This is a genomic window from Aureimonas sp. AU12 (assembly GCF_001463705.1).
GTDB lineage: Bacteria > Pseudomonadota > Alphaproteobacteria > Rhizobiales > Rhizobiaceae > Aureimonas.
This window is the reverse complement of record NZ_BBWH01000041.1, coordinates 1-13,515: the sequence shown is the minus strand read 5'-3', so window position 1 is coordinate 13,515 and position 13,515 is coordinate 1. Positions and strand designations below refer to the sequence as shown.

General features: G+C 68.3%; 11 protein-coding genes and 1 pseudogene. 8 read left to right on the top strand and 4 right to left on the bottom strand.

Annotation, left to right across the window (positions count from 1 at the left end):
* Positions 1-49: 49 nt before the first annotated feature.
* The gene (locus tag AUL33_RS16455) at positions 50-361 is read right to left on the bottom strand and encodes a GNAT family N-acetyltransferase (RefSeq protein WP_062210628.1); all 312 of its coding nucleotides are present in this window, start codon (positions 359-361) and stop codon (positions 50-52) included.
* Between the two features lie 354 nt (positions 362-715).
* Between AUL33_RS16455 and AUL33_RS16450 the strand changes: the two genes are divergently transcribed.
* The 3 genes from AUL33_RS16450 (at position 716) to AUL33_RS16440 (ending at position 5,334) form a co-directional block, all read left to right on the top strand.
* Positions 716-4,030: a DNA translocase FtsK gene (locus AUL33_RS16450; protein ID WP_062210625.1), complete on the top strand. Its 3,315-nt coding sequence runs from the start codon at positions 716-718 to the stop codon at positions 4,028-4,030.
* A 268-nt stretch (positions 4,031-4,298) separates the two neighbouring features.
* Complete coding sequence (locus tag AUL33_RS16445) at positions 4,299-4,979, top strand: outer-membrane lipoprotein carrier protein LolA (RefSeq protein WP_062210622.1); 681 nt, start codon at positions 4,299-4,301, stop codon at positions 4,977-4,979.
* A gap of 94 nt (positions 4,980-5,073) precedes the next feature.
* Positions 5,074-5,334 carry a hypothetical protein gene (locus AUL33_RS16440; protein ID WP_156419451.1) on the top strand — a complete coding sequence of 87 codons (261 nt, stop codon included), beginning with the start codon at positions 5,074-5,076 and terminating at the stop codon, positions 5,332-5,334.
* Between the two features lie 34 nt (positions 5,335-5,368).
* Here AUL33_RS16440 and AUL33_RS16435 read toward each other — a convergent pair whose 3' ends face one another.
* Positions 5,369-6,250, bottom strand: coding sequence for an alpha/beta fold hydrolase (locus AUL33_RS16435; RefSeq protein WP_062210616.1), 882 nt, complete (start codon positions 6,248-6,250; stop codon positions 5,369-5,371).
* Between the two features lie 194 nt (positions 6,251-6,444).
* On the opposite strand from AUL33_RS16435, the gene AUL33_RS16430 reads away from it, so the two are divergent.
* The 4 genes from AUL33_RS16430 (at position 6,445) to AUL33_RS16415 (ending at position 11,780) form a co-directional block, all read left to right on the top strand.
* Positions 6,445-7,248, top strand: coding sequence for an exodeoxyribonuclease III (locus AUL33_RS16430; protein ID WP_062210615.1), 804 nt, complete (start codon positions 6,445-6,447; stop codon positions 7,246-7,248).
* A gap of 262 nt (positions 7,249-7,510) precedes the next feature.
* Positions 7,511-8,350, top strand: a complete 840-nt coding sequence (locus AUL33_RS16425) for a hypothetical protein (RefSeq protein ID WP_062210613.1) — start codon at positions 7,511-7,513, stop codon at positions 8,348-8,350.
* Positions 8,351-8,530: 180 nt separating this feature from the next.
* On the top strand, positions 8,531-9,274 hold the full coding sequence (locus AUL33_RS16420; RefSeq protein WP_062210610.1) for an EAL domain-containing protein: 744 nt from the start codon (positions 8,531-8,533) through the stop codon (positions 9,272-9,274).
* 367 nt (positions 9,275-9,641) lie between these two features.
* Positions 9,642-11,780 carry a TonB-dependent siderophore receptor gene (locus tag AUL33_RS16415; protein ID WP_062210607.1) on the top strand — a complete coding sequence of 713 codons (2,139 nt, stop codon included), beginning with the start codon at positions 9,642-9,644 and terminating at the stop codon, positions 11,778-11,780.
* 22 nt (positions 11,781-11,802) lie between these two features.
* Here AUL33_RS16415 and AUL33_RS16410 read toward each other — a convergent pair whose 3' ends face one another.
* Together AUL33_RS16410 and AUL33_RS16405 are read right to left on the bottom strand one after the other, a co-directional pair.
* Positions 11,803-12,282, bottom strand: a complete 480-nt coding sequence (locus tag AUL33_RS16410; protein ID WP_062210604.1) for a cyclic nucleotide-binding domain-containing protein — start codon at positions 12,280-12,282, stop codon at positions 11,803-11,805.
* 249 nt (positions 12,283-12,531) lie between these two features.
* On the bottom strand, positions 12,532-13,215 hold the full coding sequence (locus AUL33_RS16405) for a response regulator transcription factor (protein ID WP_062210599.1): 684 nt from the start codon (positions 13,213-13,215) through the stop codon (positions 12,532-12,534).
* 80 nt (positions 13,216-13,295) lie between these two features.
* Here AUL33_RS16405 and AUL33_RS22265 point away from each other — a divergent pair.
* A pseudogene (locus AUL33_RS22265) lies at positions 13,296-13,515 on the top strand (hypothetical protein); the annotation flags it as partial.

Genomic DNA, 13,515 nt, shown 5'->3' with positions numbered 1-13,515 from the left:
TGCCTTTTTCCGTTTCCGCGCCGAGCGATGCCGGGCCGCGATCGAGCCGTCAGATCCGTCCGAACGGCTTCTTCTCGCGCACCGAGATGTCGGCATAGCGCTCGGGATGGCGCTCGAAGAGCCGGCGTACGTAGGAGCAGGCCGGCACCACCTTCAGCCCCTGTGCCCGGGCGTACGTGACGCCTGCTTCCACCAGCTTCTCGGCGATGCCTTGGCCGCGCAGGCTCTCGGGCACGAAGGTGTGGTCGAAGACCAGCGCGTCCTGCAGGCCCGCCGGCGAATAGGTCATCTCGGCCTGGTTTTCGCCTTCGCCGGCAATGAATCGGCCGCCGCGACCGCGATCCTCGCGAACGATGTCCATGATATCTCTCCTTTTCGAGCCCGCCACGCGCAGCACGTGACAGCTCAACGCGTCTGGCGAAACGACGCGCCGGGGGCCGTCGGGGTTCCCGATCGGGCGTTGAACTCGCCGTGTGCGGCAAGTCGTTCCCGGTCCGTTTCGCGGTGGAGGCGCGCCCTGCCGAACCCGTCCGCAGGGTCAGGGTTAAAGGCGCCTTAACCAGCTTCGTTTACCGTTCGACGCAACGCACCACGACGTGATGGTCGAGCGGCCGGCCTCTCCTTCGGGAGGGGCGGGGCCGCCCGCGTCGGCGCTGCGAATCAGACCAACGGGCGGGCGGCCTGCGCGCCCGCAAAGCTTTTAGGGCTTAAGGGCATGACGATGGCATCGATCGACGCGAGGGACGAAACCACGGGCGCTCTCAGTCGTCCGGCGCGCCTGGCGCTGGGCACGGCGCTGGTGCTGGCCGCCGGCTGGCTGGCGCTCGCCTTCGCCACCTGGACGATCGACGACCCGTCGCTGAGCTATGCCAACGGCAATCCCGTGCGCAATCTGGCCGGCGGCGCCGGCGCGGTGGCGGCCGACATCGGCATGCAGGTCTTCGGCCTCGCCGCCGTGCTGCTGCCGCTGGTGCTCGCCATTCGCGGCATCCTGCTCTTCGCCGGACGGCGCGTCGGGCGCACCGGCGGCCGCGCCTGGTGGGCGCTGGGGGGGCTCATTCTCGCCGCCGCCGCGCTCGGCTCCATCGAGGCGCCCGCCGGCTGGCCGCTGCCGATCGGTCTCGGCGGCATCTCCGGCGACCTCATCCTCAAGATCCCGGCGCTCGCCACCGGCGCCTATCCCACCGGCACGTTCGGCCTCGTGCTCGCGGTCCTCTTCGCCCTGCCGGCGCTCTGGTGCATCCTCAACGGTGCCGGCCTCGTCGGCCGGGTGCCCGAGCCGATGCCGCTGAGCGCCAGCCGGTCCAAGGCCGCAGGCGCTGCCGCCTACGGCGACGAGGAAGACGAACGCGAGGGCGGTCGGCTCCAGCTTCTCGCCGGCATTGCCGGCCATTGGGCCTACTCCGCCCGCTCGGCCGTCGCGCGCCGGATCGGCGACGTCTCCGAGATGCGCCGCCGCCGCGAGGATCCGTTCGCGCACCGCACTTGGGACGCCGACGCACCGCTGCTGCCGCCCGCGCCCGAGCCGCGCATGCGCGATCCCCGTCAAGCGCCGACCGCCGCCGCAGCCGCCGCTGCGCCGCGTGAGGTCCGCGTCGTGCAGCCGCCCTATTTCGACGATCCGTTCGAGGTGGCCGATCCCGATCCGCAGGAGGAGCCGTCCTTCGTCATGCCGACGGCGAACACCCGTGGCTTGGCTGCGGAGGGCCGCGCTGTGGCCGCGCCGCGCGCCGCCGCTCCGGTCGAGTCCGCCGCCGTGCCGCGTCGCACCGTCGACACCAGCCGCGCCACCGTTCGCCACGGCCGCTCCGACTGGAACGGCTCCTACAAGATGTCGCAGCGCGAGGCCCGCGAGGCCGCCGCGAGCGGCCGGTCCGATCCGTCCTTCGGCGCGGCAGCCGACGACGAGGGTCGCTTCGACGACGAGCGTTTTGATGACGAGCGTTTCGACGATGGGCGCGATCAGAACGAGGCTGGCTACGGCAACGGCCCCATGGACGATGCCACGGATTACCGCGACGACGAGGACGCCGACCGGCGCGCTGACGCGTTCGAGGCCGAAGAGGGCGACGACAACCCTTACGAGTTCGGCGCCCGGCCCGATCTCGGCGACGAGGACGCCCCGACGCTGGAGGAGCGGATCGCGCTCGAAGCCGCGGCGCACGAACCCGACGAGCATCTCGGGTCGCCCGGCGAGCGGCTGGCCGCATCCGGCGGCGAGGAGGAGACCGGCGGCTGGCGCGGCTTCATCGCCAACAACATCGTGGCCTTCCCCGGTCTGAAGCGGAAGGTGGAGCCCGAGATCGTCCGCGCGCCGGCCCAGGTCGCGCCACCCGCCGCACCCTCGATGCGCGCGCCCGTGCAGCCGGCGATGCGCCCGGTCGCCCCGGCCCGTCATGAACCCGCTTCGCCGCCGGCCCGCGTCGTGATCCCCTCGCGCAACGATGCCCAGTCCGGCCAGTCCTCGCGCGCCCGGCTCGCCGAGCTCGGCCATCCCGAGATGAACGCCCGGTTCGAGCTGCCGCCGATCGACCTCCTGTCGCCGCCGCGCCCGCGCAACCGCGACAACTCGCTGACGCCCGAGATCCTCCAGGAGAACGCGCGGCTCCTCGAAGGCGTGCTCGACGATTTCGGCGTAAAGGGCGAGATCATCGAGGTGCGGCCGGGCCCGGTCGTCACCCTCTACGAACTCGAGCCCGCGCCCGGCATCAAGTCGAGCCGCGTCATCGGCCTCGCCGACGACATCGCCCGCTCGATGTCGGCGATCGCCGCGCGCGTCGCCGTCATTCCCGGCAAGAACGCCATCGGCATCGAACTGCCGAACCAGCGCCGCGAGACCGTCTACTTCCGCGAGATGCTGGCTTCCGAGGCTTTCACCAACACCAAGGCCAAGCTCGCCTTGGCGCTCGGCAAGACGATCGGCGGCGAGTCCGTCATCGCCGATCTCGCCAAGATGCCGCATCTGCTTGTGGCCGGCACCACCGGCTCGGGCAAGTCGGTGTCGATCAACACGATGATCCTGTCGCTCCTTTACCGGATGACCCCGGCGGAGTGCCGGATGATCATGATCGACCCCAAGATGCTGGAACTCTCGATCTACGACGGCATCCCGCACCTTCTCTCGCCGGTGGTCACCGACCCGAAGAAGGCCGTGGTGGCTCTGAAGTGGACGGTCCGCGAGATGGAGGACCGCTACCGCAAGATGTCGAAGGTGGGGGTGCGCAACATCGACGGCTTCAACTCGCGCGTCGCCACCGCCATCGAGCGCGGCGAGACGATCTCGCGCACCGTGCAGACGGGCTTCGATCGCGAGAGCGGCGAGCCGATCTTCGAGTCGGAGGAGTTCGACCTCCAGCCGCTGCCCTACATCGTCGTCATCATCGACGAGATGGCCGACCTGATGATGGTCGCGGGCAAGGATATCGAAGGCACCGTCCAGCGCCTCGCGCAGATGGCGCGCGCCGCCGGCATCCACGTGATCATGGCGACGCAGCGCCCCTCGGTCGACGTCATCACCGGCACGATCAAGGCCAACTTCCCGACCCGCATCTCTTTCCAGGTCACCTCGAAGATCGACAGCCGCACCATCCTGCAGGAGCAGGGCGCCGAGCAGCTGCTCGGCATGGGCGACATGCTCTTCATGGCCGGCGGCGGTCGCATCCAGCGCGTCCACGGCCCCTTCGTCGACGATGCCGAGGTCGAGGAGGTGGTGCGCCATCTCAAGGCGCAGGGCGTGCCGGACTATCTCGACGCGATTCTGGAAGACGACGACGAGGACGGCGCGGCGGCAGCCGGCGCCAAGGACGGCGGCGCGGCCGGCGGCACCGACGAGGGCGCCGACCTCTACGACCAGGCGGTGGCCGTGGTGCTGCGCGACGGCAAGGCCTCGACCTCCTACGTCCAGCGCCGCCTGCAGATCGGCTACAACCGCGCCGCCTCGATCATCGAGCGGATGGAGCGCGAGGGCATCGTCGGCCCCGCCAACCACGCCGGCAAGCGCGAGATCTTGGTGCCGACGGACAATGCCTGACAGCCAAGGCCGGGCCGTGGCCTGACCGCAGTGCGGGACCCGCCGGCGATCACTGAAAGCATCTCGCTAAGGATCGCAAATGAGGGCGGCCGGGCTTTTCGAAGCGCCGGCCGCGTCCCATCTCACGAGAAAGCGATGGCCGCCGCCGCATTCGCGCCGAAGCCCTGTCCTAGACCCGGGACACGTGCCGAACGCCGAGCCGCGCGGCCCCCACGAGACGCGCCGACCACGCCCAAGGTGGGCGGCGCGATGCCAGCGAGGATCTTCGATGACCAGCCCCACCACCGCGACACGCGCCCGTTCGAACCTGCGCCGCCGGATCGCCGGAGCCCTCTGCGCAGCCGCGCTCGCCGTGCCGGCCACGATCGGGGCCGGGGCGGTGCTGGCGCCGATGCCGGCCCATGCGCAGGCGGCCGCGACGGCCCAGCGCGTCGCCGACCATTTCTCCGCGGTGAAGTCGATGAAGGGCAACTTCGTCCAGTTCGACGCCGCCGGAAACCAGACCGAGGGCTCGTTCTTCATGGAGCGCCCCGGCAAGATCCGCTTCGACTACAAGGGCTCGCCGGTGCGCGTCATCTCCGACGGCAGCCAAGTCGCGGTGAACAACCGCAAGCTCAACACCTGGGACCTCTATCCCCTGTCGAAGACGCCGCTGAAGCTGCTGCTCGACCAGCGCATCGATCTGTCAGCCGCCAACATTCAGAGCGTCAAGGAAAGCTCGGACCTCACCACGATCGTGATGGGCGACAAGTCGGTCTTCGGCAATTCGCGGATCACCATGATGTTCGATCCCTCGACCTACGATCTGCGCCAGTGGACGATCCGCGACGCGCAGGGCAAGGACACGACGGTGATGGTCTACGACGTGCAGGACGGTGTCTCCGTCGACAACGACCTCTTCGCCATCCCCTACTCGGCGATCGCCACCGGCCAGACCGGCAGGCGCTGATGTCAGAGGCGCCGCACCGATCGCCCGCAAGTGGACGATGCGGCACGACGCCTATCTAAAGGTGGACCGTTCCCTCAGACCTTCGAGCGATCCGATGCGCGTCCTCCCCCGTCTCGTCCTCCTCGCTTCGCTGGCAGGGCTCACGGCCTGCACCACGATCACGCCCGAGGAGCGACGCGGACAGGACGAGGCGCGCTGCGCCGGTTACGGGTTCCGCCGCGGCACGGACGCTTTCGCGGCCTGCCTGCAGCGCATCGATCTGGCCCGCTACGCCGATCGCCGCGCCCGGCTCTACGACGACACCTGGTATCCCGGGGGCGTCGTGCCAGGTTCGGGCTACGGACGCGTCTGGTAGGCTCCCAGCCCCGCAGGTGTGGGGCCCTGAGACCTCAGCGTTCGAAGAAGGACCGCATCGCCCGCAGCGTCGGCTTGGGCGCCTCCTCCACGAGAAAGTGCCCGCTTTCGATCGCCTCGCCCTCGACGGTCTCGGCCCAGTTGCGCCAGATCGCCAGTGGGTCGCCGGTCGAGGCCGGCGTGCCCTCGGTACCCCAGAGAATGAGCGTCGGGCAGGTGATGCGCCGGCCGCTCGCGCGGGTTTCTTCGTCGTGCGCCCGGTCGAGCGTCGCGCCGGCGCGGTAGTCCTCGCAGGCGCCGTGCACCGCGCTCGCGCTCGAGAAGCACTTGCGATACTCCGCCAGCGCGTCCGGGGCGAAGGCTGCGGTGGAGCGGCCCTTCGTCCAACTCGCCAGCGTGTGGTCGAGATAGAACACGGGATCGGCCGAGATCAGGCGCTCGGGCAGCGGGTTGGGTTGGGCGAGGAAGGCCCAGTGATAGGTCGACAGCATGCGGGCGGCATCCACCCGGTCCCACATTTCGAGAGTGGGGATGATGTCGAGAAGCACCAGCTGCTCGACCGTACCGGGATGGTCGAGTGCCATCCGGTAGGCGACGCGGGCGCCGCGATCGTGGCCGGCGACGCGGAAGCGCTCGAAGCCCAGACCCGCCATGACCGCCACCATGTCGGCGGCCATGCGGCGCTTCGAATAGGCTTCGCCTCCGGTGGACTCAGGTGTCGAGGACTGCCCGTAGCCCCTGAGGTCGGCGACGACCACCGTGAAGCGCTGCGCGAGATCGCCGGCGATGCCGGCCCACATCGCGCCGGTCTGCGGGTAGCCGTGGAGGAGGAGGAGAGGAGGTCCGGACCCGGCGATGCGGCAGGAAATCTCGGCACCCTCGCCGGGCAGGATGCGCGTCTCGAAGCCTTCGAACATGATGCGATGCCGTCTCCCGTTCGCGGCGGCGCCGATCCGCCGCGCGCGCCTCCTGTCGTTCAACGCCAACCCCGACGTTCCGTTGCGCGAGGGGCGTCGCCGGACGGCGATGGACGCAGCGTCCCGGCCCTTGTGGCGAGGGGGCGCATCGCCTAACCCACCGGCTTCGAGCCTCGCCTCTCCGAAAGTCGCCGATGCCCTTCACGATCGCCACCTGGAACATCAACTCGGTTCGGCTGCGGCTGCCGATCGTGGAGGACTTCCTGCGCCGCTTCGATCCCGACGTCCTCTGCCTGCAGGAGACGAAGTGCCCGAACGACCTGTTCCCGCACGCCGCCTTCCATGCGCTGGGCTACGATCATGTCGCGATCCACGGGCAGAAGGGCTATCACGGCGTCGCGACGATCTCGAAGCGGCCGTTCGACGACGTGGTACGGCAGGATTTCTGCGCCATCGGCGACGCGCGCCACCTGTCGGTGCGTCTCGATGCCGGCGAGCGTCGGATCCGCATCCATAACCTTTACGTGCCGGCCGGCGGTGACGAGCCCGATGCCGCGATCAACCCCAAGTTCCGCCACAAGCTCGATTTCCTCGAGGAGATGCGGGCGATGCGCGCTTCCGGCGAGCCGGACGTTTCGGCTATCCTCGTCGGCGATCTGAACATCGCGCCGCTGGAAGCCGACGTCTGGTCGCACAAACAGCTCCTCAAGATCGTCTCGCACACGCCGGTCGAGACCGAGGGCATGACGCGGGTCATCGCAGAGGGCGGCTGGTCCGACCTGATGCGTCACCACATTCCCGAACCCGCGAAGCTCTACACGTGGTGGAGCTACCGGGCTAAGGATTGGGACGCCGCCGACAAGGGACGCCGTCTCGACCACATCTGGGGATCCGGCGATCTCGTGGCCGACCTCCGGGACATCGAGGTCCTGCGCGAGGCGCGCGGCTGGGAGCGCCCGTCCGACCACGTCCCGGTCATCGCCCGCTTCGCCTTCTAGCCGCGCGGCCGCAAACCCGCCTCATCGCCCCTTCACGCCCCGCGGCCGCGCCTTCGCAGGCATGGCTGCAAAAGGGCGCGGGCATGCAGCGCGCGCGGAACTGGCCGTGGCTTACGATCAGTCTGTCTTGCAAAATTAGGAGACCCGCAACCACGTCCTCGAACTTCGAGGCCGGGGGTGCCGACACACGCTGGAAAAGAACCTTGGGTTGCCTGATATGTCTCTGGGTTACATCCCAGCAGACATCGTATGGAGGCATATTATGCTACTCGACAATGTTCTCGGCAATACGGTCAACCTCATCGACCTCTTGGCAGGTCTGGGCGGCGGCACGTCCGGCGGCACATCCGGCGGCGCGTCCCCCAATCTTTCCAGCATCCTGAACCCTTCGGCCGTCAGCCTTCTCGACCTCAAGGCGTCGCTCCTGTCGGGCGGCAGCCTCGTCGTGGTCGATGGCAACGTTCTGCAGAAGGCTGCGAACGGGGCGCTCATCGATGTCGGTCTCGACATCGGCGGCAGCACGTCGAACAGCCCGCTCGTCTCCGTCGGCGGCAAGATCCTCGCGCATGGTGCGAACGGGTCCCTCATCGACCTCAACCTCGGCATCGGGGCGGGGGGCGCCATCATCGAGGTTCCGCCCACGGGTGGAGCCGGTGCGGCCCATGACGACGTCTACCGCTTCTACAACGTCGAGACGGGCGTCCACTTCTACACGGCGAGCGAGAGCGAGCGGGATATCGTCATCGCCCAGTCCCCGCAGTTCCACTTCGAGGGCAATGCCTTCGACGTCGCGGCGAATGCCGATGCCGGCCCCGAGGTCTTCCGCTTCTACAACCGCGACACCGGCACCCACTTCTACACGGCGAACGAAGCCGAGCGCGACCTCGTGAAGGCCACCCTTCCGAACTACCAGTTCGAGGGCGTCGCCTACACGGCCTATGCCGACGACGGCGGCGGCGCGCACGAGGCACTCTATCGCTTCTACAACACCGAGACCGGTGCGCATTTCTACACGGCGAGTGAAACGGAGGTCGCGCTGACCAAGCAGAATCTTCCGCAATATCACTACGACGGCATCGCCTATTACGTCGATGCCGCGTGAGGGCTGCGGCCCTCCGGTGAACGACAAGGCTGCTCCCGGCCGGCCGGGGCCGGGAGCACGAATGCCGCGGGGATCCCGCCGCCGCGAAAACCGGCGTCGGCATCGCCGCCCGCCCGATCCCCCCACGCCCTTGCTGCGATCCCGAACGAACGAGCCATCCGCACCCCGTGGAGACCGATCATGCAGCCCATTCTCAAGACCGCCGCCGTTCGACCGGGCCACGAGGCGACCACTCGCCTCAAGCGATCCCGCATTCGCCAGATCATCGAATCCCACGCCTTCCGGACCGCCTACCAGCCGCTCTTCAGCCTCGCCGACAACCGCATCGAAGGCCTCGAATGCCTGACGCGGTTCGACGTCGAGCCTTATCAGTCGCCCGACCAGTGGTTTCAGGAAGCCGACGAGGTGGGGCTCGGGCTCGAACTCGAGTTCGATACGATGGCGGCCGCCCTCGGCGGCCTGCGCGCCATTCCCTGCAGCGACTATCTCGCCCTCAATGTCTCCCCAGAGGCGCTGTGCGATTTCCGGCTCGCCACCGTCCTCTCCGCCGTCGATCTCCGCCAGATCGTGCTCGAACTGACCGAGCACACGCGGATCGACGACTATGCGTCCATCGTGCGTGCCCTGAGGCCGCTTCGCGAGCGAGGCGTGCGGGTGGCCGTCGACGATGTCGGCGCGGGCTACGCCAACATGCGGCACATCCTCAGCCTGCAGCCGGACCTCATGAAGCTCGACGTCAGCCTGACGAAGGACATCGATCGCTGCCCCGCCCGCGTCGCGCTCCTCACCGGCCTCGTGCATTTCGGCCGGGCGATCGGCGCCCGCACGGTGGCTGAAGGCGTCGAGACGGTGCTCCAGCTTCGCACCCTGCGAACGCTCGGCGTCGACGCGGTGCAGGGCTACCTCTTCGGTCATCCCGTCTGATCCTTCTCGGCCGTCTGATCCCTTTCGGTTCGGAAGGACGTGTGCGCCGCGGATCGGCTCTGGAATGGGTTCCGGAACCTGTGGCCTGATCGCATCGGAGACCCAGCGAAACGACGAGCTGCAAGCGCATCTCGTTGCTACCCCCGGTCGCCAAGTTGTTGACCGGACCGCCGAATCGCGCTCGAACGGGCTCTTTTGGGAGTGCCCTCATCCCAGGTTCTGAAATTGACTCGTTTACTCATGTTTACGTAGCGATAGGCGGTCCGCCGGAGCATCGGGTCCCGGCCAACCGGCAGCGATGCTCATGTCCTCTCGTCCGATTCGTCCCGTCCTGGCCTTCTCCCTTGTCCGGCGATCGGAAAAACGGATGCGCAGGGTTCGGCTGGGCACCAGCGTCCTCGCGCTGCTGGCGGCAGGCGCACCCGCATTCGCGCAGGATGTCGTGCTCGACACCGTGACGGTGGATGCCGGTGCCGAGGTCACGGGCAAGGGCAAGGGCGGCGGTGTCGCCGGCGCCTCGGCGGACGGCTTCGTGACCGACGGCTACGTCACCACCACTACCGCCAGCGCCACGAAGACGAACACGCCGCTCCTCGAAGTGCCGCAGGCGGTCTCGGTCGTCACCGAACGCCAGCTCGATGACCGCAATCCCCAGACGCTGGCCGATGCGATCGGTTATGTGCCGGGCGTGCGCATCGGCGCCTACGGCCTCGACCCGCGCTTCGACGCCTTCTTCATCCGCGGCCTGCCGGCGACCTATACCGGGCTCTTCCGCGACGGCCTGCGCGAGTTCAACTTCGGCTTCTCGACCTTCGACATCGAGCCCTACGGACTGGAGGGCCTGTCGATCCTCAAGGGTCCGTCGGCCGGCCTCTACGGTTCCTCCAACGCCGGCGGCATCGTCGATCTGCGCTCCAAGCGCCCGACCGTGGCGCCCTTTCGCGAGGTGGAAGCGCAGGTCGGCTCCAACAGCCGGGCGCAAGTCAACTTCGATGCCGCCGGCCCGCTCGGCGGGTCCGAGATCGCGCAGTACCGCGTGACGGGCGTGGCGCGCGATGCCGACACCGACTACGCCTTCGCCTCCGACGACCGGCTGACGATCGCCCCCGCCTTCTCGATCCAGCCCGATGGCGACACCTCGCTGACCATCCTCGGCGAACTGACGCGCTCGCGCTCGGGCGGCACCTTCGCCTATGTCAACGACAACAACCGCGTCACCGACGTCGCGGCCGGCGATCCCGCCTTCAACGATCTCGACCAGACGCAGGGGCGCATCGGCTTCGAACTCGAGCGCAAGCTGGACGACACCTTCACCTTCCGCCAGAAGGCCCGCTATCAGGCGCTCGACGTCTACGGCGAGTATGTCTACGCCTTCGGAGCGCCGGTGAACGGCGTGGTGTCGCGCGGCTCGGGCAATCTCGACCAGACGCTGAAGGGCGCGGTCTCCGACACGCAGCTGCAGGCCGATTTCGACACCGGCCCCCTGCGGCACAAGCTGCTCGGCGGCGTCGATGCCTCGATCGCTTACTTCAAGGATCTCGAAGGCTATGGTTCGGCGCCCTCGCTCGTCGTCTCGGCGCCGCGCTATCCCGGCCCGGTGCCGACGCCCGCCTATTCTGTCGCCTCCGAGCAGACCCAGTCGCAGGTCGGGCTCTATCTCCAGGACGAGGTGGCGATCGACCGGGTGCGGCTGACCTTCGGCGGGCGCCACGACTGGGTGTGGACGAACACCGCCGCGGGCACGCCGGAGACGCTGACGGATGCGCCCGAGCAGCGCGATTCGAAGTTTTCGGGGCGGGTCGGCGCCAGCTATCTCTTCGACAGCGGCATCGCCCCTTACGTCAGCTACTCCACCGCCTTCACCCCCAACATCGGCACCGGCCCGAGCGGCGAGGCCTTTGTGCCGACCACCGCCGAGCAGGTCGAGGCGGGCGTCAAGTACCAGATCCCCGGCTGGAACACGCTGCTCACCGCCTCGGTCTTCGACATCACGCAGAAGAACGGCGTGTTCTTCGACGTGAACCAGCAAACCGGAACGAACGAGGCGGTACAGCGTGGCGAGCTTCGCTCCCGCGGCTTCGAGCTGGAAGGGACGGCCTCGCTGATGGAGGGGCTGAACGCGACGCTCGCCTATGCCTATACCGATCTCGAGATCGTGGAAGGGACGGCGTCGACGACCGGCAATACGCTCTCTTCGACGCCGCGCCACACCGTGTCGCTCTGGGGCGACTACACGATTCAGGGCGGCGCGGCCGAGGGGCTCGGCTTCGGCGCGGGTCTCCGCTACCTCTCCACCAGCTTCGGCGACGACGAGAACAGCTTCGAGAACGACGCGCGCATCTTCGTCGATGCGGTGGCCCATTACGACGTGCCACAGGTCGAGGGGCTGCGACTGCAGGTGAACGGCACCAACATCTTGGACGAGGATGCGCAGGTCTGCTCGTCAAGCTTCTGCTACAAGGAGCCCGAGCGCAACGTCATCGGCTCGGTGCGCTACCGCTTCTGACGAGGACGACGTCCCGGCCAGCTCAGGCGGCCGGGACGTCGTCCTCGTCGTCCTCGAACACGTCGGCCAGCGCCAGGATGCGCGCGGCCATGTCGAGGAAGTCGGCGCGGATGCGATCGTGCAGCGCGCCGGCGATCTCGGGATATTCCTGCAGCATGCGCCGGAACAGCGGGCGCGAGATGCGGATGAGGTCGCAATCGGTGGCCGTTACCGCCGAAGTCGGCCGGCGCGTGTCGGCCATCAGCGCCATCTCGCCGAGCAGCGTACCGCGGCCGACGGTGCGCACGACACTTCTGGCCTCGCCCTCGCCGGTCACCAGATGGACGTCGCCCGAGGCGACCACGAAACCGGCATCGGCGCGGGCCTCGGCGCGGAACAGGATCTCGCCGGTGCGCAGGAACCGGTGCTCGGCGCCGAAGGCGAGGAGGCGGAGCTGGTCGCGCGTCAGATCCCGAAACAGGGAGACCTCGCCCAGAACCTCCATGTCGCTTTCGAGGCTCATACCGGACCGTTCAACCCCTTGCCGCGCCCCCGCCGGGAGGCGTCACCGTCGCGAGGTCGTCCCGACACCGCATCGCATGCGCGAAGCCGGGAAACGCCTCCTGTCCGACATCGCAAGAAACCGCGTGATCCGAAAGCCCTTTCGAACGCTGACGCCCGCAAAGTCCCAAAACGCCACTCTGGCGTTTCCCCGATGCCACAAGGGCCGGAGCGCGCCGACCAAGCGACCCGGGCGGCGACCCGGAGGCCGTCAGGGCATCAGCTTGTAGCCGCCCGATTCCGTGACGATGAGCCGGGCGTTCGAGGGCTCGGGCTCGATCTTCTGGCGCAGGCGGTAGACGTGGGTTTCCAGCGTGTGGGTGGTGACGCCGGAATTGTAGCCCCAGACCTCCTCGAGCAGCACGTCGCGCGTGACCACGCGGCGATCGGCCCGGTAGAGATAGCGGATGATCGCCGTCTCCTTTTCGGTCAGACGGATCTTGCCGCCCTTCTCGTCGATCAGCACCTTCTGGCTCGGCTTGAACACGTAGGGGCCGACCTGGAAGGTGGCGTCCTCGCTCTGCTCGTGCTGGCGCAACTGGGCGCGGATGCGCGCCAAGAGCACCGCAAAGCGGAAGGGCTTGGTGACGTAGTCGTTGGCGCCGGCCTCGAGCCCGAGAATGGTATCGGCATCCGCATCCTGCCCCGTCAGGATGATGACGGGCGCCTTGAAGCCGGACTTGCGCAGCACCTTCACGGCCTCGCGTCCGTCCATGTCGGGCAGACCGACATCCATGAGCACGAGATCGACGATGCCGGTTCGGGCGGCGTTGATGCCGCGCGTCGCGTTCGACTCCTGCGAGACGGCGAACTCCTCGTGCAGAGAGAGCTGTTCGACGAGGGTGTTGCGAAGCTCGTCGTCGTCATCGACGATCAGGATGCTACGTGCGCTCATTCAAGGTTCCCGGTTATAGCCGTGGGTGCCGCCGGAAATGGCAAGAGGCGGCAGCCTGTCTGAAACAATTTGTGAGCGCGATGGCGATTTTTCCAGTCTCCGGGTCCCGAAATCCGCAAAACGCCGGCGAAATCGTCGTTCGTGCCGCCCCGATGGACAAAAATCAGGGCATTCTCGTCGCCGGGCCGCTGCGGATCCGCTGCGCGCTCGGCCGCTCCGGCATCGGGACGGCCAAGCGCGAAGGAGACGGGCGCACGCCGCTGGCCGTGATGCGCCTTCTGTCGGCCTACCGGCGGGGCG

Excerpts from the sequence above, each read along its gene's own strand:
- AUL33_RS16455 (WP_062210628.1), bottom strand. The coding sequence starts at position 361 with ATGGACATCGTTCGCGAGGATCGCGGTCGCGGCGGCCGATTCATTGCC.
- AUL33_RS16450 (WP_062210625.1), top strand. The coding sequence starts at position 716 with ATGACGATGGCATCGATCGACGCGAGGGACGAAACCACGGGCGCTCTC.
- AUL33_RS16445 (WP_062210622.1), top strand. The coding sequence starts at position 4,299 with ATGACCAGCCCCACCACCGCGACACGCGCCCGTTCGAACCTGCGCCGC.
- AUL33_RS16440 (WP_156419451.1), top strand. The coding sequence starts at position 5,074 with ATGCGCGTCCTCCCCCGTCTCGTCCTCCTCGCTTCGCTGGCAGGGCTC.
- AUL33_RS16435 (WP_062210616.1), bottom strand. The coding sequence starts at position 6,250 with ATGTTCGAAGGCTTCGAGACGCGCATCCTGCCCGGCGAGGGTGCCGAG.
- AUL33_RS16430 (WP_062210615.1), top strand. The coding sequence starts at position 6,445 with ATGCCCTTCACGATCGCCACCTGGAACATCAACTCGGTTCGGCTGCGG.
- AUL33_RS16425 (WP_062210613.1), top strand. The coding sequence starts at position 7,511 with ATGCTACTCGACAATGTTCTCGGCAATACGGTCAACCTCATCGACCTC.
- AUL33_RS16420 (WP_062210610.1), top strand. The coding sequence starts at position 8,531 with ATGCAGCCCATTCTCAAGACCGCCGCCGTTCGACCGGGCCACGAGGCG.
- AUL33_RS16415 (WP_062210607.1), top strand. The coding sequence starts at position 9,642 with ATGCGCAGGGTTCGGCTGGGCACCAGCGTCCTCGCGCTGCTGGCGGCA.
- AUL33_RS16410 (WP_062210604.1), bottom strand. The coding sequence starts at position 12,282 with ATGAGCCTCGAAAGCGACATGGAGGTTCTGGGCGAGGTCTCCCTGTTT.
- AUL33_RS16405 (WP_062210599.1), bottom strand. The coding sequence starts at position 13,215 with ATGAGCGCACGTAGCATCCTGATCGTCGATGACGACGACGAGCTTCGC.